Below are 20,313 nucleotides of genomic sequence, written 5' to 3' on the forward strand. Positions count from 1 at the left end.
GAACGAGGCTCCGGCCTGGGCAGCACCGCCAAGCAGCAATGGGGTGCTTTGCACCCTTCTGTCCCCAAACCTAATTTGTCGGCATCCATGCGGGATGCGTGAGCAGACGAAAGTCACTGCGCGCCCCAGCGCTGCCTCCCCATATTTTTGAAGGAAATGTTGTGACAGAGAAAACAGGACAGCGGCGGGGTTTGATACCGCTGCTGGTGATAGCCGCCGCGCAGCTGATGCTGGTGCTGGATGACTCCATCGTTAATATTGCTTTGCCGAGGATTCAGCAGGAACTCGGTATCGACGCCGTGCATTTGCCTTGGATCGTGAACGCCTATATCCTCGCGTTCGGCGCCCTGCTGCTCCTGGGCGGGCGGATCGGCGACCTCTACGGGCGCCGGCGTGCCCTGCAGGCGGGCCTGGTGATTTTCGTGCTTGCGTCCCTGATCGGCGGTTTAGGACTGAGCAGTGGGGCGCTCATAGGCGGCCGGGCCGTCCAGGGGCTGGGGGCGGCGCTGGTCGCACCGAATGCCCTGGCCTTGATCGCCACAACCTTTGCCGAGCGCAAGACGCGGGACGCCGCCCTGGCGCTGTACGGCGCGATGTCTGGCCTCGGGATCGTGATCGGGCTGCTCCTCGGGGGCGTGTTGACCGGCACCCTGGGATGGCGGTGGGTCTTCTTCATCAACATCCCCATCGGGATCCTGGTGCTGCTCGGCAGCCGCACGCTGGTTGAAGCCGAGCGTCACCCGGGCAGCCTTGACATCAGGGGCGCAGTGCTGGGAACCAGCGGCATGGTGGCCCTGGTGTATGCCATCACCCGCTTTGGTGAGGATGGCTTCACCGACCCGATCGGGCTGGGGCTCATCGGCGCCGCACTGGTGCTGCTCGCAGCATTCATCGCTACGCAAGCCCGCAGCCGCACGCCGCTGGTTCCGCTGAGCTTGTTCCAGGACCGCGGCCGCGCCGGCGCCTACGCGTCCATGCTGTTGCTGGCCGTCGGGCCGATGGGCACCTTCTATGTGATCACCCTATATCTCCAGCAGGTACAGCACTACAGCCCCTTCCAGACCGGGCTGAGCTGGCTTCCTTTCGCTGCCGGGATTGTCGTCGGAGCCGGCGGCGCCCCCAAACTGCTCAACAAGGTGGCTCCGCGCGTCATCGCATCAGGGGGCGCTCTGCTCAGCGCCGCGGCAGCCTTCTGGTTCTCCTTCATCCAGGTAGACACGAGCTACTGGCTGCACCTTGCCCCGGCCATGTTCTTCCTCGCCCTGGGATTCGGGCTCGGCGTCATCGCCCTGACCCAGGCCGCCGTCTACAACACGGCATCCCACGAGGCCGGCATTGCCTCCGCACTGCTCAACTCCGCGCAGCAAATCGGGGTGGCCCTGGGACTGGCGGTTCTGTCTGGCATCGCCGCAACCGTCACCGGGACGCCCGAACCCGGCGCAACAGCGGCCCCTCAACTGGTCGCCGGGTACGGCAGTGCACTCGCCGTCGCCGCCGTCATGCTCGCAGCAGCAGGAATACTGGCCGCCACCACCCTGCCCTCCAAACCACCGGCACAAGCCGATCACAAACCCGCTGTGGCTGCGGTCGACCAGCCGAGCCACTAGCGCAGGAACCGAAAAGCGGCAGGCCTGCCTCCGCATTCACGGCTGCCCTTACGGTCACCGTCCGCCCCACAACATTGGCAAATAGAAGTACCCGCACGCAACGAAAGGCTAACTAATGCATGATCACCAGGCAGATGCCCAGTACATGAAGGATCTGAAGGAGAGCGCACCGGAGATGGTCTCCGCGTTCTTTGCGTTCGACAAGGCGGTTTTCGGCAAGAAGACCGGCGGCCTTGATCCCCTTGTCCGGGAACTCATCGCAGTCGGCGTCGCGGTCACCACACAATGCTCCTTCTGCATCGAGGATCACACCAAGCGCGCCGTCACCGCGGGGGCCTCCAAAGCCGACATTGCGGAGACTGTCATGGTTGCTACCGCGCTGCGTGCCGGAGGTGGCGTGACCCACGGGTGGAAAGCGATGAGAAGCATTGTTGAAGGGGACTGAGTAACGCGAATGCAAGCGCCACGTGGGATGCATCGTTTAGCCCCGGCACCGAATTAACGGCCAGTGGCGTCAAGCGCCATAACAGCAGCGCGCCCGCATACGTCCCCGCTGATGCCGGCCCTGGGCTATGTGCAGCTGGTGGGGTTCTTGCCGAAGATCTGTCTGGTTGTCATCCGGTAGCTGAGTTCGCCGGAGAGTGCTTGGGGCGTGACCCAGACCTGGTGGCCTTGGCACGCTTCGAACATTTGGCGCGGGTTGCTGTGGTCGGCCGCAAGCCAGATTACCGAGGAGTCGGGCATGACGTCTTCGACGAACCCGGTTCTGATTACCTGGCCGTTTTGTCGGATTTCGACCAGAGCGTTAATCAGCAGGCTCCAGTCACCGTGTTTACGCGGCGTTGCTCGGTTCAGTGTCATGGGCTTTCCGGTTCTGGTCTAAAGAGTGGCAGCGGCCCATGCCGGGCCTCTGCCACTCTTGTCGGCGGGGAGGGAGCCGTGGCGGCCTCTAGGAGGCGACGGCTTCTTTGATCCGGTCGCGGATCTGGCGTTCGAGGTTCTCCTGGGCGGGGAGGGCCTTAAGAGTTTCGTTAAGTTCTGATTGGGGGATGACGACGATGCCGTCCTGGTCGCCGATGATGACATCGCCGGGGTTGCAGACGACGTTGCCGCAGGCGACGGGTTTGCCGACGTACCCGGGTCCGTTTTTGGATGGCCCGGCGGGAACTACGGCGCGGGCGAAGACGGCAAGGCCCATTTGATTCATTTCTTCGATGTCGCGGACGGCGCCGTCGACGATGACCCCGGTGACGCCTTTATGAAGGCAGATTTCGGCGAGGATGCCGCCGAAGACGGATCGGTTGGTGACGCCGTTCCCTGAGATGACCAGGACGTCCCCGGGTTTGGCTTCGTCGAGTCCGCGGTGGATGGCGAGGTTGTCGCCTTCCCAGATTTGGATGGGGAGGGCGGTCCCGGCGAGTCGGGCGCCGGGGGTGAGGCAGCGGATGTCCGCGGACATCATGTCTAGGCGTTTGCGTACGTCACCGATCAACGCCGGGGGGTAGGCCGCGAGGGCTTGGACGAGGTCCTGGCTGGGGCGGGGCCATTCGGGGTAGACGGTGATGTTTTCGGCGGAGGCGTTGATGTACATGTGGTGTTCCTTGAATTTTTGGGGCCGGGATTAGGCGGGGACTTTGCGCAGCTCGTTGGCGTTGACCGGGAAGGCCGGGGTGTTACCTGCCAGGACTGCGCGTACTTCCGACCAGGACCGGGTGCCGGCTTCCTGGAATGCTTGCTGGGTCTGGCCGGCGATGTGGGAGGTGACGAGCAGGTTGGGAACCTCGTTGAGGGGTACCCGGTTGTGGGGGAGCGGGTCCTTCATGTCGATGCTTTCGGCTTCGAGCACGTCAAGGGCTGCGCCGGCGAGGGTGCCATCGGTCAGGGCCGTGACCAGTGCGTTCTCGTCGATCAGACCGCCGCGCGAGGTGTTGATGACGATTGCTGTGCGTTTCATCAGGGCCAGTTCGCGGGTGGAGATCATGTGGCGGGTGGCGGGCAGCAGCGGGGCGTGCACGGTGATGATGTCCGCCCGGTCATAGAGGGTGTCCAGTTCCACCAAGTCGGCACCTGCAGCTGCCACGTCGGCTGCTTTGGCGACCGGGTCGGCGGCGAGCACACGCATCCCGAAGCCCCGGGCGATGGCGGCAACGCGCTTGCCAATGGCTCCGAACCCCACGATCCCGAGGGTGCGGCCGGAGAGTTCGAGCCCGATCAGGTCTCCGCGGCCTTCGGCCCAAGTTCCGGCAACGACACGGTTCGCTGCCGGGACGATTTTGCGGGTCAGGGAGAGCAGGAGGGCAAAGACATGTTCGGCGACGGCGTTGCTGTTCGAACCTGGAGTGCTGGTGACCCAGACCCCGTTTTCCGATGCGGCCGGGATGTCGACGTTGTCAGTGCCGACCCCATGGCGGGCGATGATCTTGAGAATGGGCGAGGCTTCGATCATCTCGCGGGTGAAGGTTTCTCCCCGCAGGATCACAGCGTCAATGTTTTCGCTGACGTCGAGGTAGTTGACCTTGTCGGGGCCGTAGCCGACGTGCACGATGGCATTTGTGTGGATGTCTGCCAGGACGTCCTCGTGGATGACGTCGGAGATGTAGATTTCGGTCACGGTGCAGGGCCTAACGGTAGAGGTGCGAAGAGGGGTCGGAGTTGGCCCGGACCGTGAGTCCGACCACCAGCAGTCCGAGGGCGCCTGCGCCTACCAGGATGAAAGCCGGGACGAAGGTGTTGCCGGTCTGGTCGATCAGGTACGTGGCCAGGTAGGGGCCGGCGCCGCCGCCGATGACGGCTCCGACGCTGTGGCCGAACGCGACGCCGGTGTGCCGGACGCGGGTGGGGTAGAACTCGAGCATGGCGCCGTAGGTGCCGGCCTGGCACAGGGCGTAAGGGATGATGCCCATGCCAAGGCCCAGCAGCGCCAGGACGAAGGAGCCCTGGTTCATCATGGCGAAGGACGGGATCGTGACGGCGACATAGGCCACGTAGGCCCAGAGCAGGACCTTCTTGCTGCCGATGCGGCTGCCGAGCTGGCCGGCCATGGGAATCAGGAGCGCAGCAAAGAGGACTGCTAGGAGAACGATCGTGGAGGCTTCGCCCTTGGTGAAGCCGAGGACTTCACTGAAGTAGACGGCGACGAAGACGGTGCCAATGTACGTTCCGAGGTTCTGCACGAGGGAGATGGAGGTGACCTTGGCCAGCGCCTTGGGGTACTTGGTCAGGACCTCTTTGAACGGAGCCTTGGAGGTGCCTTCCGTGGTTTTGTTGATGGCCTGGAATTCCGGGCTGTCTTCGACCTTCAGGCGCATGACCAGGCACAGGACGCCCAGGGGCAGGGCGAGGAGGAATGGGATGCGCCAGCCCCACGCTGCCAGGTCGGCTGCTGGCATCATTGCCGCGGCGAGGGCGGCCAGGCCGGCGGCCAGGCCCTTGCCGAGCTGGGCGACGGACGGGATCAGGGAGACGAAGAGGGAGCGGCGGTTCGGTGCGGCCCATTCGTGGATGTAGGCGGCGGCACCGCCGATTTCGCCTCCGGTTGAGAAGCCCTGGAGCATGCGCAGCAGCACCAGCAGGATGGGTGCCAGGACGCCGATCTGGGCGTAGCCCGGCAGCAGGCCGGTGAGGGTCGCGGCGACACCCATGCAGGTGATGCTCGCGATGAGGCTCGTCCGGCGGCCCTTCCGGTCCCCGAGACGGCCGAAGAAGACGGCGCCGAGCGGGCGGACGATGAATGCGGAGCCAAACACCAACAGGGTGTTCAGCAGGCCGATGACCGGGTCATCGCCGGGGAAGAAGACGATTGCCAGAGTGGCTGCGACGTAGCCGTAGACGCTGAAGTCGTAGTACTCGATGAACGTTCCGAAGGCGGCTACGCCTGTGGCCTTCTTGGCTTTGGTGCGGCGGGCAGCGTCTGGAACTGCCAGTGTGGGGATGGTCATCCGAAGACCTCTCTGTCTTTTGGCTTAGAAAAGTGGGACACTGTCTCACTTGGGGATTGCTTAAAGAATGCCTGTGTTCCACGCCACTGTCAAGCGGTGGCGGCAGGGCCGGGTTCATTCCAGGAGGAGGGCGCCGAATGGTGTGGGATACTGCAAATATGGAGCAACTGGACCAGTCGGCACAGCGGGACGGCTCTAAAGAGGTCGTTGCCGTCATTGAGGCTGTTATCGGCCGCGCAGGCTACGGATGGGGTGTGCGGGAACTGGCCGAGGAACTTGGCGCGAGCCGAAGCACCGTCAACCGGATCCTCAGCCGGCTCGTTGAGGAACGCCTGGTGTCCAGGGACGCCAGCGGCGCTTACATCGTCGGGCCGCGGCTGAAGGTTCTGTCCGCAGCGCTGCAGGAAGGTCATCCTCTCTTTGCCGAGGGGACGAGGATTCTGGCGCGCTTGAGCCGGGCCTCCGGGGCCACAGCGCTGATGGCCGTCGAAACCGGTAATCCGGAGCAGTGCTTCGTCCTGGCATCCGTGGAACCTGACGCGCCCGTCAGGTACACGCTTCCACCGGGTACCAACCTGCCAACCCATGCCGGCGCACTCGGACTCGCCATCCTTACCCGTAGGGGAACTAGAGGGCTGCCCGAGGAACTGAAGAAGTACACCGAAGCCTCTATGGAGAGCAGGACCCGCATCGAGAATGCCCTGAAGAGCTATGACACGATGGGCGCTGTCGTCAGCATTGGCCAGCACATCCCCGACGCCGCCGGCATCGGCGTGCCATTCACCGTCAACGACCGGCTCTTCGGTTCCCTGTCACTGTCCCGGCCGCGGAACGAATTCAAGGAATCAGACATCGAAGCCGGCGCAAAACTACTCAACGAAGCCGCCCGGGAACTCGAAGCCCTGCTCACCGACAGTGCCAGCAGCAGGAACAAGTGGCAGGTCCTGCCTCAAGCCGAATCGTCCGCACTCATTCAACGGGTCGCGGTCATCATCGCGGCATTCTGTTCGGAACCGTTGGCCCAGCTCTCGCTGCAGGACCTTTCGAGTTTGTGGGGAACCCGGTCCGTGGCTACCCGCCGCCTTGCTGAATCAGTTCGCGATGTGGGGCTGATGACCACGCTGGACAACGGCGGAGCCTGGACGGCTGGCCCGACCCTGCTGCAGTGGTCATCCTCGCTCGGCTCCGGACACGACCTTCCACAACTGGTGGACGAGGATCTGCGCGAACTCAGCGGACAAACGGGCGAGACCACCACCCTTGCCCTCTACGACGCGGATAGCCACCTGGCCCACATAGGACGAACGATCGCCGGTGCCCGGAACGTCCGCTACGTCCTGGAAGAAGGCGAAGAAATTCCCCTGACCGCCGGAGCTGCGGGCAAAGCGATCCTCGCGCACCTGCCCGAGCACGTCCGCACCCGGAAAGCAGATGAGGCGGGAGTCTCCACTGAGGAGCTGGGCCTTATCCGCACCCAGGGCTGGGCTGCCACCGACAGTGAACGAGTCCCTGACGCCCACGGCATCGCCGCACCATTCTTCGTCAACGGAATCGTTCGAGGATCGGTCACCGTCACAGTCCCAAACCACCGTGTAGCCGGAACCCCGCCAAAGGAGCTCACCAGCGCCGTAGTCGCCACGGCCCGGCGGCTCTCACGCCTGCTCACCTTCAAGAGCGCGAGGGCCCCTGCCGCCCATGAAGGCAATCCCGGAGAGCAGGAATCTGAACGCGGCATCGTCTTCGCTGCCGCGCAATAAGCCCTGCCTGGTTAGCGGGCGCGAAGTGGTGCGCTCCTAGTGCTTCTGCAGTTCCGCCAATACTTTTTGTCAGGTTGGGGTGTAGTTCAACCTGATATGAGGGTCGCCGCACTTCGCCTGTTCTGGTGCGTAAAGTTTGCGTGTATCGGGCAGACTAATCAGGTTCCGAGGTCGTCTGCACTAAGTGGCAGAAGGCGCTAAGTGGTACGCCTGAGCCATAAGGTGTGTCTGTCATGGGTCACCGCTTTACTTGGATGACAGCGACGTCGGAGGCTTCGAGGGTGATTTCTTTTCCCTTGGTGACCTTACGGTTGCCCAGGAGTTCCTTTCCGCTAATTTCCAGTTCCAGTGTTTTCGGTGTTGTGGAGTGGTTGAGGAAGAAGAGGAATCTGTTATCGCTGGTGTGGCGTTCGGTGACTTCGACGTCCTGGGGTGCGGCGTGGGGTGATTCCACGGCAGAGCGTTCGATGAAGGCGGCAACGAGCCGCTCCAGTGATTCCTGGGGGAGTTGCGCTCCTATGTAGATCGCACTGCCGTGACCTATGTGGTGGTCGAGGATGGCTGGTTTGCCCTTCAGGTGCCCTTCGGTGAAGACGGCCACGGTGTTCGCAGTCTCGGGAGCGATGTCCTCCTGCCAGCGGGAGGCCTTTGCTGTGAACGTGCTGGGGAGAAGATCTTGCCCCGGGACCGCGGCTATCTCTACCGTGGCGTCTTTAGCCAGCGGGGAGAGGTCCCGGATATGTGCCCCAATGACGTCACGCAGACCCCCCGGGTATCCGTTCTCGATGATCTGGTCGTCATCGTTGACGATGCCGGAGAAGTAGGAGATGAGGACGTGCCCGCCGGCGCGGATGAATTCTCGGACGGCGTCCTGCTGCAGTTCGCTGATCAGGTACTGGTTGGGGATGACCAGGGCACGGTATTTTGAAAGGTCGGAGGACAGGGTGACGACATCCACGGCGACGTTGGTCTTCCACAGCGCCTGATAGTGGCTGGTGACGACTTCACGGTAGTCGTAGTTGTTGAGCGGATGGGCTGCGCCTTCTACGGCCCACCAGTTTTCCCAATCCCATACGAGCGCGACTTTGGCCTCGGTGCGGGCACCGGCGACCGCTTCCAGGGTACGGAGTTCGTTGCCGAGATCACGGACTTCCTGCCATGTCCGTGTATCTTGGCCGCCGTGGGGAAGCATGGCTGAGTGGAACTTTTCCTGCCCGAACCGGGATGCCCGCCATTGGAAAAACATGACGGCGTCGGCTCCGTGAGCAATGGCTTGGTAGGACCCCAAACGCATGCGGCCCGGTTGCTTGGTGAGGTTGACTTTCCACTGGCTTACCGCGCCGGCGGCTTGTTCCATCATCATCCAGGGGGCGCCGTTTCCGAGGTGGCGCATAAGGTCGTACTGCATGGCCGCTTCTGTCAGCGAACTGGGTTTGGCCGGATCCGGGTAGATGTCCAGTGCGATAACGTCTGTTTCCGGGGCCCACCGCCGGTAGTCCTGGATCCGGAAGAACTGTATGAAGTTGGTGGTCGCCGGTATATCGGGGGTGATGCTTTGGAGCAGGTCTTTTTCGAGCCGGTACAGCTCGACCTGTATGTCAGTGTTGAAACGTGCGAAGTCCAGTTCCCGGGCGGTGTTGACCCAGCCTCTGACCGGTTTGGGCACATGTACCTGGTTCCACTGGCTATAGATTTGGCCCCATAAGGTGGTGCCCCACCGTGTGTTCAGTTCGTCAAGAGTGCCGTATTTGTTCTGCAGCCACTGCCGGAACCGTTCATCGCAGAGGTCGCAGAAGCAGTTCGAGTGGTATTCGTTGCCGATGTGCCACATGGCCAGGGCGGGGTGGTCCGCGTAGCGTTCCGCCAGTTTGCGGGCAATGCGCTGGCTGCGGTCACGGTAGACCTCGGATGAGGGGCAAAAGTGCCCCCGGCTTCCGACGGCCACCCGGGTGCCGGAGCGTTCGACCATCAACGTTTCGGGGAACTCGGTAGCCAGCCATGGCGGCGGTGAAGCGTTGGGGGTTGCAAGGTTGGCGAAGATCCCGTTGACGGCCAGCAGGTCCATGACTTCATCGAGCCAGCCGAAGTCGAATTCTCCGTCTGCCGGTTCCAGGGCGGACCAGGAGAAGACTCCCAGACTGACGAGCGTGACGTTGGCTTCGCGCATGAGGCGCACATCTTCCTGCCACGTGCTGCGAGGCCACTGTTCAGGGTTGTAATCACCGCCGTAGATAATTCCCGGGAGTCGGTCTCGGAGGGACATAAATGATGCAACGGTCATGGGTTTTGCACTCTCAGAACGAAGAAGGGTGGAAGGAGGGGTGCGTGCCCCGACGGCAGCCGGGACCCGCACGGTTCACATCGCTGCTTGAACTTCAACGATGAGCTGGTCGGCTGCCTGCTTCGGTGTGAGCCTGTCGAACACGACCTCTTGGGAAAGCCGCTTCACGGCATTAATCAGGACTGCGCCGGCTTTCGGATGAGGGATCGCGTAAGGAGGCGCGTCCAGTTCGTTGACGCGCGTTCCATACTCGGCGACCCGGCTCTCCACGGAGGTGAGGGAGGGTTTGAGTGCTTCGAGGACCTTGGTGTTGGAGGGAATTCCCCGGTCGAACTTCAGCACTTCTCCGGCCTCGGGCGAGTTGGTCAAGAAGTCGATGAGCATTGCGGCTTCTTTGGGGTGTTCGCTGTTGGAGGCGATGGAGTAGTAGATGCCCGGCTTGGTCCATCCACCCTCAGCTTTGAACTGCTTTTCGCCAGGGAGCATGAAGAGTTTGAATTCCTGCCCGGAGGCCTTCTCCAGGTTGCCGAGCTGATTCACGGAGATCAGGGTCATGGCCTTCTTCCCCATGGCCAGGTCGGACTGCTCCAGTGCCACGCTGGCTGATTCAAGCTCTGCCTCGACGGAGCGGGTCCCACCGCTGTCGCGCAGATCCCGGACGAATTCCCACCAGCTGGCAGCAGTCTCTGCCGTGAAGCCGATTTCGCTTCCGTTGTTTTTCCAGTAGTCCTCTCCATGCTGGCGGAGCCACAGGTTCATCGTCTGCTCATCCATCGTGATGGACGTCCCGGCAACCTCGGGAAGGGCTTTGGAGATTGCTACCGAGGTTTCCTTGAAGTCATCCCAGGACCAGGTGCTGTCGTCCGGGAGCGCAACTCCCGCCTTCTCGAATAATGCCGGATTGACTGCCATGCCGAAGCCCGACTCCCCGCTGGGGATGCCGTAGAGCCCGCCATCGATTTGCGTTCCTGCCAGGGATGTCTCCGCGAAGTCCCCCGTCGGCAGGACGTCCGAGTGTTCCTTGAGATCCACGAGCTGGCCGTTGTCGATGTACGAGTACATGTACGGGTCAGTCATCTGCATGACGTCGGGCAGGTCCCTGGATGCGGCACCGGTGGAAAGCTTGTTGAAGTAGTCAGTGAAGTTTGAGAACTCCGGCTGAACGCTGATGTTGGGGTGGGCTGCCTCAAAGAGGTCGATGGCCTTCTGCGTCTGGGCATGACGCGCATCCGAGCCCCACCAGTTAAAACGCAGGGACACCTTTTCGTCCTCTGCCGCCGGAGTGCTGCTGCACCCGGAAACCATTCCCAGGCATGCGAGGACGGAAACGACCGCGGCCGCTGCCTTGAACCTTTTCGGACGTGTTGATGTGGCTAGCACTTAGAGCTCCTTTGCTTCACAAAAAATGGCACAGACCTGAACGCCGGACCCACCAAGGTCAGCGCTTCACTGCGTCGGGATGCCGCTGGGAATCCCGGGAAAGGATCACGCAGAAGCGTGCAGCCTGCGTGTCTCAAGGAAAGTCAAGAGAACCCAGAACGTGACTCGGTAGTGACCGATCACTACTTCGCATGGACTTACACGGAGCGGATCGGAGAACTGTATGGGAAAACCATAGTGACCGGTCACTATTTTGGTCAATAGCATTGACGGCAGTGATTTCGCGCTGCCATACTCGACTCCTGTCAGCCGGTCTGCGCTGTCCCGGCCTCCCACTTCTTCCCTTTGACCCTGGAGTACCTATGTCAACGTTGACGCCATTACCTCGGAGCAGCGGCTCTGTTGGTGAGACGAAGCCTGAGGTTCAAACCAGGCGACGGACCCTGATGAAGCAGGTTGAGGAGCGTGCCGCGTGGTCGTTCCTACTTCCGTGGTTCATCGGGATGCTCGTCATCACCATTGGTCCGATGATCGCTTCGTTGTATTTCTCCTTCACGGACTACAACCTGCTGCGTGCGCCGTCCTGGATCGGGCTGGAAAACTACGAACAGATGATGAAGGACCCGCGGCTGCTGAAGTCGCTCGGGGTCACCTTCGTCTACGTTCTGATCGGCGTTCCGGCACTGCTTGTTGTGGCACTGTCCCTGGCAATGGTGCTGAACAGGGGAATCCGCGGCCTTCCAATCTACCGGTCCGTCTTCTACCTCCCCTCGCTTCTGGGCGGTTCTGTCGCGATCGGCATTCTGTGGCGACAGCTCTTTGGAACAGACGGACTTGTCAATCAGTTCCTGGCTCTTTTCGGCATCGAAGGGCCGGGCTGGATATCGAATCCAAGCACGGCCCTGACCTCCCTGATCATGCTCCACATCTGGAGCTTCGGCTCGTCCATGGTCATTTTCCTGGCCGGCCTTCGTCAGATTCCGGAGGATCTCTATGAGGCTGCCTCGCTCGACGGCGCCGGGAAATGGATGCAGTTCCGCAACGTCACGCTGCCCCTGCTTACCCCCATCCTGTTCTTCAACCTCATTCTCCAGATCATCAACTCATTCCAGACGTTCACTCAGGCTTTCGTGGTCAGCGGCGGAACGGGCGGCCCGGCCGATTCGACACTGTTCTACTCGCTCTACCTCTACGAACAGGGTTTCGGCCAGTTGAACATGGGCTACGCGTCAGCAATGGCGTGGTTGCTGGTGGTCATCATCGGCGTCGCCACCGCCGTCAACTTCTACTTCAGCAAACGATGGGTGTTCTACAGTGACCGCGACTGATACCGCACAAGCAGAAACTCAAACTTCCTACGACGCCGACATCGATTACAGCAAGGGGCGCGGACGCAACCAAAAGCTTCGAGCGCTGGGCAAGCACGCAACGTTGCTCCTGGCAGCAGCACTAATGCTGTACCCGCTGCTGTGGATGGTGGCAAGTTCTTTCAGGCCCGAAGCACTGATCTTCAGGGACCCTTCCCTGATACCGACTGAAGTGGACCTTGGCCACTATGAGGACGGGTGGAACGCACTTGCCCACCCGTTCCACGTATTCCTCATCAATTCAGCCATCATCGTCGCCGGTTCCCTGATCGGTAACCTGCTGACATGCTCAATGGCGGCCTACGCCTTCGCCAAGCTCGACTTCCGTGGCCGAAGCTTCCTCTTCGGTGCGCTCCTGCTCACCCTTATGCTTCCGATGCACGTTATCCTCATTCCGCAATACGTGCTCTTCTCCAACCTCGACTGGGTCAACACCTTCCTGCCGCTGATCGTGCCCAAATTCCTGGCAACTGACGCGTTCTTCGTCTTCCTCATGGTCCAGTTCTTCCGCGGACTACCCAAGGAACTCGATGAGGCGGCACGGCTCGACGGAGCCGGCTACTGGCGCACGTACTTGCAGGTCATCCTGCCCCTGTCAGTACCGGCACTGGCAACCACTGCAATCTTCACCTTCATCTGGACCTGGAATGACTTTTTCGGACAGCTCATCTACCTGACGAAACCGGCGCTGCAGACCGCCCCCGTCGCCCTCCGGAACTTCGTTGACGCAACCAGCGGCGCCTCCTGGGGCTCCCTCTTTGCGATGTCAATCGTGACGCTCATCCCGGTATTCATCGTCTTCCTGGTAGGCCAGAAGTACCTCGTCAAAGGCATTGCAACCACCGGCATAAAGTAACCGCCCAAGGAACAATGCCTGGATTGCTCCGCCATGGATCAACCTTCGCAATCAGCTCCCATGTCCGGACCGGCCGAGAGGCCGGCCCGGACTCACTCCAGCATTGGCCGGCAGGCCTTGCCCCTCGCGCACGACACAGCGCCCAGCACACGCGCAGCTTAGACCTGCGGGAGCGCCTCACCACCGTCAACGGCGCGAAAAGGAAACATGTGTACCAACAATCCCGGCCTCCAGCAACCACCGCCGTAAGCGCGCTGACGAGAAACCCATAGACTGAAATTATGGAACCGACACCAGAGGTCTCGACAGCCGTCGGAACCCTCAGCCGCCGCGCGACCATAGTTGACGTGGCCTCTGCTGCCGGCGTATCGAAACAGACTGTCACCCGCGCCATGAACGACATGCCGGGAATCAAAGCGGAAACCAGGGACCGCATCAGAAACCTTGCCAGGGAGCTCGGGTACGTCCCCAGTCGTTTCGCGAAGGGCCTCGCCCAAGGCGCTCGCACCTCGATCGGCCTCGCAATCCCCGGACTGACAAACCCCTACTTCCCGGCCTTCGTCTCCAGCGTTGTTGAGCAATCCACGCAGCGCGACTGGCATGTTGTCATCCACGATTACGCCGACGGGTCCGTGGACCCCGTTTCCGCTGTCACACAACTCGCTCCCCAAGTTGATGCCGTGATCGGATACCTCGGCAACGAAACCGGTGCCTCGCAGGAAATTCTAGGCAGACGCCCGCTGGTCCTGCTGGACCTGACTAACAGCCGATCAGCCGGGGAAGTCTCCTTCGACTATGGGCACGCCGCCACACTGGCCCTGGAGTACTTAATCTCCAAAGGCCGCACGCGCATCACCTACCTTGACTACGTCCGAGACGGCGGATTGTCAGTCCGCGGCCAGGCCTTTGCCCGTCGGGCCGGGGAACTCGGCATAGCCATAACGTTCATCAACTCCGAGGGTTCCGCGCCGAGTGCGCGGCAAGCGATCACATCGCTGCTGGAGCAAGGGGTCACGCCCGACGCTCTGGTGACGTTCAACGATGTGATGGCAGCCGGGGCACTCAAAGCCCTGTCTGAAGCCGGAAAATCCGTTCCCGAAGACTGCGCAGTCATCGGAATGGACGGCATAGCACTGGGAGAACTCCTAAATCCCGAACTCACCACCCTCGCCCTCGATTTCAGAGAAGTCGGAGCCGTAGCCGTAGGACTCGTCGAAAAACTTCTCTCGGGTGACACGACCCCGGGCGACACTACGTCGAAGATGACACTGAAACATCATCTGACCATCCGCCAGTCCGCCTAAAGGGGGCTCTTCCCGCGTTGCAGGTAGTGGAAACATTGGACCTATACCGCCCCGAAATAGCCGGGACAAGTGAGATTCGGGTCAAGTCCTACATTGGCGAAAGTGGCGTTCTTCAACTTCCATGCCTTTGGGTGTTCCTGCTACCAGGCGTACGTAACCAATTCAGTGAGTGGACCTGCAGTTGCGCTTAGATGCAGATCCTCTCGTTCAATGACGTCCTCGACGCATCGCCGATAATGGATATTCGGTCAAGTAGCTATCGGGTAATGCCAGGAAGCAGGAGGCGTGTGAGGGGTCCCGCACGCCTTGCCCGTTGAAGTTTCTCTGAGGTTGCCTCGCTCTAGAGCAGCGTTGGACAGGGGTGCCGGGGGAGCGCGGGGAACTTGCGGGCGCCGGTCTGGCGTCAGAATAGCGCGAAATTCGGCATTGTTGACGGTGGCTTGTGATGTTCTCAGATCCCAGCCTGACAGTTGGAGGGGCAGGAAACCGAGCTGCGGTAGCCCGAGAACCATCGCAATATTCCGAAGAATCGGGTCTTGATGGAAGTCGCTTAGCGACGGGGCGGGCGATGTCGCCTCCTGCGGTTCCTCAGGTGTCTGAGAACCCGATCGGAGCTCCACCTACGGGCAAGTCTTCCCACGTCAGGCACCCCGACGTCAGGTTGGCGTGTGGCCTATCGCACGGTCTTCGGCAGTCAGGCACACGGACTTGATTGTCAGTGACGGTCGACAGGGGACGTACGTAGTTGGCGCTTCTTCCAACTAGGTTTTCCAGCGCCTTGCCCGTGCGGAAGTGACTCTAGGCTCCTCTTGCTCAGTGCTGTCGCGGCCAACATCGGGGTGTATCCCAGCTTCTCCCGGCTGCTAGGTGCGGAGGTGGCCTGATGGACCGCGTCCGCCAGGCCGGCTTTGGCTATGGCGTACCGAGCGAGGTGATCCATCAATTCGCGCGGGGCCCGATCCGCAGGTCGGGTCTTGAGTAGTTCTGCCGCGACGTCTGCAACCTGTTCCATCCCGTGACGGTAAACCTCCATTATCAGCGCATCGCGGTGCGTGAAGTGTCGGTAGATGGTGCTTTGTCCCACGCCTTCCTTCCTAGCGATCGTGCTTAGCGGGACGTCCGTCGAGCGCGTCAAGTCAGCGTAACCCTGCATCGATTGCAGAGCTGCTCAGACCCTGGCTGCCAGCCACCCAAAATTGAATGTCTTGGTCGACAATTCCGGCATCCTGCTGCACGAGAACGTGTTGGACCCAGCCGGCTTGCAGATCGCGGAGGTCCAGATAACTACAAACCTGCTGGGTACCATCAGGATGACCTACCTGTAAGTTCGTCGGTAACGGAACGCATTCGGCTCTGGCAGGACTTGTAAGGTGTGGGCCCGAGAACCAGCCCGCCTCTGATAGCCGGTGCAAAAGGTTTCCAGGTTTTCCGCAGGACTGTTGACGCGGTGCTGTACAGCAGTGTACATGTATATACATGACTAGTCAGGTATTCAGTAAGCGCAAGCTCATTGTCGAGAAGCTCGCAAACCAGATCCGGCGCGGCGAGATAGGTCCGGGCCAGCGACTGGACGGGGAGCACCGGCTTGCCGAGGAATTTGACGTGTCACGAGGAACGATCCGCCAGGCCCTGGGTGAGCTGCAGCGTCGGCGCCTCATCTCGATCCAGTCCGGGATAGGTTCCTTTGTCACTTATGACGGGCATGCACTGGACCAGCGGCTCGGTTGGGCACAGGCCCTCGCAGAAGTCGGCAGTAAAGTGACAACCCGTGTCCTGAGCATCGAGCCTATCTCCGGCTCTCAGGTCCCAGGACTTCCCGACGATGTTGCCCTGGACGAAGCGATTGCAGTGCGCCGAGTGCGTACGACGCCGGGCGAGGGCGGAGCGGAGGTGGCGGTTTCCTTTGAGTGCGCGTCCGTGCCGGCCGTCGGCTCACTGCGTGATCTCCCGATCCGGGGACTCAAGGATGACTCGCTGTGGGCGTCGCTGCGGGAGGAAGGCCTGATTGCAACTAATGGTCAACAGAGTGTGGACGTTCATCAGTTGGATGAACGCGAGGCTTCCATACTTGGCCGCCCTGTAGGCAGTTCCTTCCTGCGCACCGTCCGAACTTCCTATGACTCCGACGGTCAATTTGTCGAACACGTCCTGTCTTTGCTCGATCCATCCCACTTCACGTTGAAGCTGACATTCGGAGACGAGTCATGAAAACCACTACTCCGGTTTTGGCTGCCACCGACAGGGCCTTCGCCGCGCTCCTTGGGTTGGCTGTGGGCGTCGCCGGCCGGATGCCAACCCAATCGATGCGGCGGGAAGCGATCCGCGCGCGGTACGGCCAACTGGCGGGGTTCGTTGCGGCCAGTGATGATCAGCCCATTGCCCCCGGGATGCCGGCAGGGTCGGTGACCGATGACACCGAGCAGGCCGTACTGGTCGCTGAACTGCTGCTCTCCGGAGGAGGCCGGATCGAGGCGGGTTCCTTCGCTTCTACTCTCCTTACTTGGGAGCAGTCCATGATCGATAAGGGATCCAGGGATCTGTTAGGCCCCTCAACGAAAGCGTCGCTGAACGCTTTGCAGTCCGGGCAAAGCATTGAAGAGGCCGGCCGGTACGGTACGACCAACGGGGCAGCCATGCGGATCACCCCGGTGGGGATCATGTATCGCCGTGGACCCCGATTGATGTCGGCCGTCGTGGAAGCCTGCCAGGTTACGCACAACACGGGACTCGGAATCTCGGCCGCGGCCGCGATTGCAGCGGGCGTCAGTGCAGGAATAGACGGAGCCGAGGTGCCCGAGGCGCTTGACGCTGCAATTGACGCTGCACTTGCTGGCCAGACGCTGGGCCACTGGGTCGCAGGAGCATCGGTGGCCCAGAGGTACCTGAGCCTTCACCAGCATGCACGGTCTCTCGGAAATGACCAGTTTGCTGACTTCCTCTATGACGTGGTCGGAACCTCGGTCCAGTCACAGGAATCGGTTGTCAGCGCCTTGCTGATCATCGACCGATTTCGGGACGACCCCTTTGAAGGGCTTTGCGCGGCAGCTTCCCTCGGCGGGGACACCGACACCATCGCTGCGATTGCCGGCGCCGTCCTGGGCGCCTGCTCCGGTTCGGAAGTTTTTCCGGCTTCTGTCCAAGACCAGCTCATTGCAGCCAACCCAGAGCTGGAACTCCAGGACCTCTCAGCCCGGCTCATCGAAGTTCGCCAGTAACCGCTATCAATGGCGGGGTTGATCAGTGCCAGCTGATCAACCCCGCACCCCTGAAGTGCGCCCCCAATTCGCAGATGGCGCGCACAAGAACAGATCCTCAAAGGAGAGAAAATCATGTCCAGAGACACCTTAACCAGCGGTCCTTCACTAAAACCAGCAGGGGCACTCGGGGCGGTCGAGCAACGCGGCATTGAACCCGTCCCGGTCAGCGAAAGAACAGGAAATCCGCTCCAGCTCTTCTGGGTATGGTTCGCTGCCAACATTTCCGTCCTAGGCCTGCCGCTCGGCGTCGCGCTGGTTGCTATGGGCCTGTCCATCTGGCAAGCCATCTTCGTCGCGGCCGTGGGATCCTTCGGGTCCTTTGCCCTTGTAGGCCTCGTCTCCATCGCTGGTCGCCGCGGCGGGGCACCCAGCCTCACCCTTTCCAGAGCTACCTTCGGTGTGCGGGGAAACTTCGGCCCGACTGCCATGACCCTCTGTTCGCGCCTGGGATGGGAGACCGTGAATACGGCCACGGCGGCCCTGGCCTTCGTGACCATTTGCTCACTGATTTTCAACACCAGCACCGGGGCCAAGGACGTTCCGATGCTGACCGTCCTGGGTGTCGCACTGTTTGTCGCCTGTACTGTCGCCGTTTCCGGACTGGGGCACAGCTTCATCCTCACCGTACAAAAGTGGTCCACATGGATCTTCGGGGCCATCAACCTGGTTGTCCTTGTTTTTCTCGCAGCCAACGTCAACTGGGCAGCTGTTGCCCAGGCACCGTCCGGTGACGTGGCCTCCGTCCTGACAGGAATCGGCATGATCGCTGCAGGCACCGGCATCGGCTGGGCCAATTCCGGTGCAGACATGGCCCGCTACCAGTCACCCGCGGCCAAGGCAGGTGCCCTTGTGGTATCAGCATCAGCAGGAGCAGGCATCCCTTTGGTCCTCATAATCTCGATGGGTTCCCTGCTGGGCGCCTCCAACTCAGCCGTCCTCGGCTCATCCAACCCTCTGGACACCATCCGCGACACGCTGCCCCCGGCAGTAGCTGTGATCTACCTGGTGGTGTCCTTCGCTGGACTGCTCCTGTCGAACCACCTGTCCGTCTATTCAGCAGGCCTGACCACCATCACTCTCGGAGTACGGATCAAGCGTGTCTACGCCGTCATCGTCGACGTTGTCGTTACCACGACAGCCTCACTCTGCTTCCTCCTCATTGCAGACGGCTTCTACGGACCTTTCATCACCTTCATCTCACTGCTGTCCGTTCCCATCATCGCGTGGGTCGGGATCTTCCTCGTCGACATGCTGGGCCGCAAGAGTTACAACTCCGAAGGCCTGCTGGACCTGACTCCAGGCTCCGGCTACTGGTATCGGAACGGAATTGAATGGCGTGCCCTCGGTTCATGGCTGGCCGCCATCACCGCTGGAGCGCTGTTCATGAAGGTTCAACCGGGAGACACTCCTTGGTACACCGGACCGCTGCACGAGACTTGGATTGGCCAAAATGGCCTGACATGGGTCGTCGCAGGACTACTTGGTGCCGTCGCTTACGCCATTCTTGGCGGCGCCCGGAAAGAGTCTGCCCAATGAAAAACCGCGTCATTCACACCGGCCAAGCAATCGTGGACCTCGTCATGGAAGTCGGCCGCATCCCGGAACCAGGCGGAGACACCTTTGCCCGACGATACGAATTCACCGCGGGCGGTGGCTTCAACGTCATGTCCGCAGCAGCCCGCGACGGTGCCGAAGTCCTCTATGCCGGCGGACACGGCACCGGACCCTTCGGCGACACCGTACGGGCAGCCATGACCGCAGCCGGGATAACCGTCCTGGCACCGGTCAACAGTGTCCGGGACACGGGCTTTTGCGTAGCCCTGGTCGATGACAGCGCCGAACGGACATTCGTCTCCACGCTAGGGGCCGAGGGGGACGTAACAGCGGAAAACTACCGCAAAGCCAGCCCTCGCCCCGGTGATGTCGTATACATGTCAGGCTATTCGCTCCTGCACCACGCAAGCAGGGACGCGCTCCTCGAGTGGCTCCCCGAACTCCCCACCGACACAACCGTCGTCGTCGATCCGTCGCCAATCGTAGAAGAGATTCCCGCTAACGTCCTGCGGAACGTCATTCGTCATACTTCGATCTGGAGTACCAACACACGTGAAGCGATGAACACTGCAAGGCTTCTCGGTTCACCAATTCCTTCAAACATGGACCTGGCTGGTCAGGCTGTCCACCTGGCTCAGCTCCTGGCCTGCTCGATAGTCCTGCGGGCGGGGGCGGAAGGTGCGGCAACGGTGGAATGGTCCCGCGAGAGCCAAACAATCCAGGCGACCAGCTACACGCCGGCACTAACAGTCGAGGCGATTGATACCAATGGAGCAGGAGACTCGCATTGCGGGGTGCTTTGCGCGGCACTTGCCGCTGGCAGCGACATCGCCACGGCTGTTCAACGGGCAAATATTTCATCAGGTTTGGCCGTCTCCCGCCGGGGCCCTGCGACTTCCCCCACAACAGCGGAGATAAATGCACTGCTACCAGCCGCGATGGGCAGCATTCCGGATAAGTTGCATTCCACGGTTTAGGAACGGTGCCGGCATCACGGGGCTGTGCGGAAGTT

The 20,313-nt window shown here is 61.4% G+C and carries 16 protein-coding genes; 10 read left to right on the plus strand and 6 right to left on the minus strand.

Going from position 1 to position 20,313, the window contains the following annotated elements; genetic code table 11:
- Positions 1–161: 161 nt before the first annotated feature.
- Positions 162–1,607, plus strand: coding sequence for an MFS transporter (locus tag M8J71_RS17605; protein WP_256249091.1), 1,446 nt, complete (start codon positions 162–164; stop codon positions 1,605–1,607).
- A gap of 115 nt (positions 1,608–1,722) precedes the next feature.
- Positions 1,723–2,052, plus strand: coding sequence for a carboxymuconolactone decarboxylase family protein (locus tag M8J71_RS17610; RefSeq protein WP_256249092.1), 330 nt, complete (start codon positions 1,723–1,725; stop codon positions 2,050–2,052).
- 125 nt (positions 2,053–2,177) lie between these two features.
- Here the strand turns inward: M8J71_RS17610 and M8J71_RS17615 are convergent, their stop codons facing one another.
- The 4 genes from M8J71_RS17615 to M8J71_RS17630 all read right to left on the minus strand — a co-directional run bounded on the left by M8J71_RS17615 (position 2,178) and on the right by M8J71_RS17630 (position 5,545).
- Positions 2,178–2,468 carry a hypothetical protein gene (locus M8J71_RS17615; RefSeq protein WP_256249093.1) on the minus strand — a complete coding sequence of 97 codons (291 nt, stop codon included), beginning with the start codon at positions 2,466–2,468 and terminating at the stop codon, positions 2,178–2,180.
- 88 nt (positions 2,469–2,556) lie between these two features.
- Entirely contained in the window at positions 2,557–3,198 is a 642-nt protein-coding gene (locus tag M8J71_RS17620) for an RraA family protein (protein ID WP_256249094.1), read from the minus strand.
- Positions 3,199–3,228: 30 nt separating this feature from the next.
- Entirely contained in the window at positions 3,229–4,218 is a 990-nt protein-coding gene (locus tag M8J71_RS17625) for a hydroxyacid dehydrogenase (RefSeq protein WP_256249095.1), read from the minus strand.
- A gap of 10 nt (positions 4,219–4,228) precedes the next feature.
- On the minus strand, positions 4,229–5,545 hold the full coding sequence (locus tag M8J71_RS17630; RefSeq protein ID WP_256249098.1) for an MFS transporter: 1,317 nt from the start codon (positions 5,543–5,545) through the stop codon (positions 4,229–4,231).
- 137 nt (positions 5,546–5,682) lie between these two features.
- Between M8J71_RS17630 and M8J71_RS17635 the strand changes: the two genes are divergently transcribed.
- The gene (locus M8J71_RS17635) at positions 5,683–7,302 is read left to right on the plus strand and encodes an IclR family transcriptional regulator (protein WP_256249099.1); all 1,620 of its coding nucleotides are present in this window, start codon (positions 5,683–5,685) and stop codon (positions 7,300–7,302) included.
- Between the two features lie 238 nt (positions 7,303–7,540).
- Here M8J71_RS17635 and M8J71_RS17640 read toward each other — a convergent pair whose 3' ends face one another.
- Positions 7,541–9,583: a beta-galactosidase gene (locus tag M8J71_RS17640; protein WP_256249100.1), complete on the minus strand. Its 2,043-nt coding sequence runs from the start codon at positions 9,581–9,583 to the stop codon at positions 7,541–7,543.
- Positions 9,584–9,658: 75 nt separating this feature from the next.
- Entirely contained in the window at positions 9,659–10,963 is a 1,305-nt protein-coding gene (locus M8J71_RS17645; RefSeq protein ID WP_256249102.1) for an ABC transporter substrate-binding protein, read from the minus strand.
- 362 nt (positions 10,964–11,325) lie between these two features.
- Here M8J71_RS17645 and M8J71_RS17650 point away from each other — a divergent pair, with 362 nt between their 5' ends.
- The 7 genes from M8J71_RS17650 to M8J71_RS17680 all read left to right on the plus strand — a co-directional run bounded on the left by M8J71_RS17650 (position 11,326) and on the right by M8J71_RS17680 (position 20,278).
- A complete protein-coding gene (locus M8J71_RS17650) occupies positions 11,326–12,291 on the plus strand; it encodes a carbohydrate ABC transporter permease (RefSeq protein ID WP_374114864.1) in 966 nt (321 codons plus the stop codon).
- A gap of 40 nt (positions 12,292–12,331) precedes the next feature.
- Positions 12,332–13,186 (plus strand): carbohydrate ABC transporter permease, encoded by an 855-nt coding sequence (locus M8J71_RS17655; RefSeq protein WP_256249603.1) that lies wholly within the window; start codon positions 12,332–12,334, stop codon positions 13,184–13,186.
- A gap of 281 nt (positions 13,187–13,467) precedes the next feature.
- Positions 13,468–14,490 carry a LacI family DNA-binding transcriptional regulator gene (locus M8J71_RS17660; RefSeq protein WP_256249104.1) on the plus strand — a complete coding sequence of 341 codons (1,023 nt, stop codon included), beginning with the start codon at positions 13,468–13,470 and terminating at the stop codon, positions 14,488–14,490.
- Positions 14,491–15,966: 1,476 nt separating this feature from the next.
- On the plus strand, positions 15,967–16,698 hold the full coding sequence (locus M8J71_RS17665; RefSeq protein WP_256249105.1) for a GntR family transcriptional regulator: 732 nt from the start codon (positions 15,967–15,969) through the stop codon (positions 16,696–16,698).
- Positions 16,695–17,705: an ADP-ribosylglycohydrolase family protein gene (locus tag M8J71_RS17670; RefSeq protein ID WP_256249106.1), complete on the plus strand. Its 1,011-nt coding sequence runs from the start codon at positions 16,695–16,697 to the stop codon at positions 17,703–17,705. Before M8J71_RS17665 ends, M8J71_RS17670 begins: the two co-directional genes overlap by 4 nt.
- Before the next feature lie 114 nt (positions 17,706–17,819).
- Positions 17,820–19,283, plus strand: a complete 1,464-nt coding sequence (locus M8J71_RS17675) for a purine-cytosine permease family protein (protein WP_256249107.1) — start codon at positions 17,820–17,822, stop codon at positions 19,281–19,283.
- Positions 19,280–20,278 (plus strand): PfkB family carbohydrate kinase, encoded by a 999-nt coding sequence (locus tag M8J71_RS17680; RefSeq protein ID WP_256249108.1) that lies wholly within the window; start codon positions 19,280–19,282, stop codon positions 20,276–20,278. Before M8J71_RS17675 ends, M8J71_RS17680 begins: the two co-directional genes overlap by 4 nt.
- Positions 20,279–20,313: the final 35 nt, after the last annotated feature.

The sequence above is a fragment of the Pseudarthrobacter sp. R1 genome (genome assembly GCF_024494415.1).
In the GTDB taxonomy this organism is placed as follows: Bacteria; Actinomycetota; Actinomycetes; order Actinomycetales; family Micrococcaceae; genus Arthrobacter.

What these genes read in the sequence shown, in the direction of transcription:
- M8J71_RS17610 (WP_256249092.1), top strand. Translation starts at nt 1,723, where the DNA reads ATGCATGATCACCAGGCAGATGCCCAGTACATGAAGGATCTGAAGGAG.
- M8J71_RS17615 (WP_256249093.1), bottom strand. Translation starts at nt 2,468, where the DNA reads ATGACACTGAACCGAGCAACGCCGCGTAAACACGGTGACTGGAGCCTG.
- M8J71_RS17620 (WP_256249094.1), bottom strand. Translation starts at nt 3,198, where the DNA reads ATGTACATCAACGCCTCCGCCGAAAACATCACCGTCTACCCCGAATGG.
- M8J71_RS17630 (WP_256249098.1), bottom strand. Translation starts at nt 5,545, where the DNA reads ATGACCATCCCCACACTGGCAGTTCCAGACGCTGCCCGCCGCACCAAA.
- M8J71_RS17635 (WP_256249099.1), top strand. Translation starts at nt 5,683, where the DNA reads ATGGTGTGGGATACTGCAAATATGGAGCAACTGGACCAGTCGGCACAG.
- M8J71_RS17640 (WP_256249100.1), bottom strand. Translation starts at nt 9,583, where the DNA reads ATGACCGTTGCATCATTTATGTCCCTCCGAGACCGACTCCCGGGAATT.
- M8J71_RS17650 (WP_374114864.1), top strand. Translation starts at nt 11,326, where the DNA reads ATGTCAACGTTGACGCCATTACCTCGGAGCAGCGGCTCTGTTGGTGAG.
- M8J71_RS17660 (WP_256249104.1), top strand. Translation starts at nt 13,468, where the DNA reads ATGGAACCGACACCAGAGGTCTCGACAGCCGTCGGAACCCTCAGCCGC.
- M8J71_RS17665 (WP_256249105.1), top strand. Translation starts at nt 15,967, where the DNA reads ATGACTAGTCAGGTATTCAGTAAGCGCAAGCTCATTGTCGAGAAGCTC.
- M8J71_RS17670 (WP_256249106.1), top strand. Translation starts at nt 16,695, where the DNA reads ATGAAAACCACTACTCCGGTTTTGGCTGCCACCGACAGGGCCTTCGCC.
- M8J71_RS17675 (WP_256249107.1), top strand. Translation starts at nt 17,820, where the DNA reads ATGTCCAGAGACACCTTAACCAGCGGTCCTTCACTAAAACCAGCAGGG.
- M8J71_RS17680 (WP_256249108.1), top strand. Translation starts at nt 19,280, where the DNA reads ATGAAAAACCGCGTCATTCACACCGGCCAAGCAATCGTGGACCTCGTC.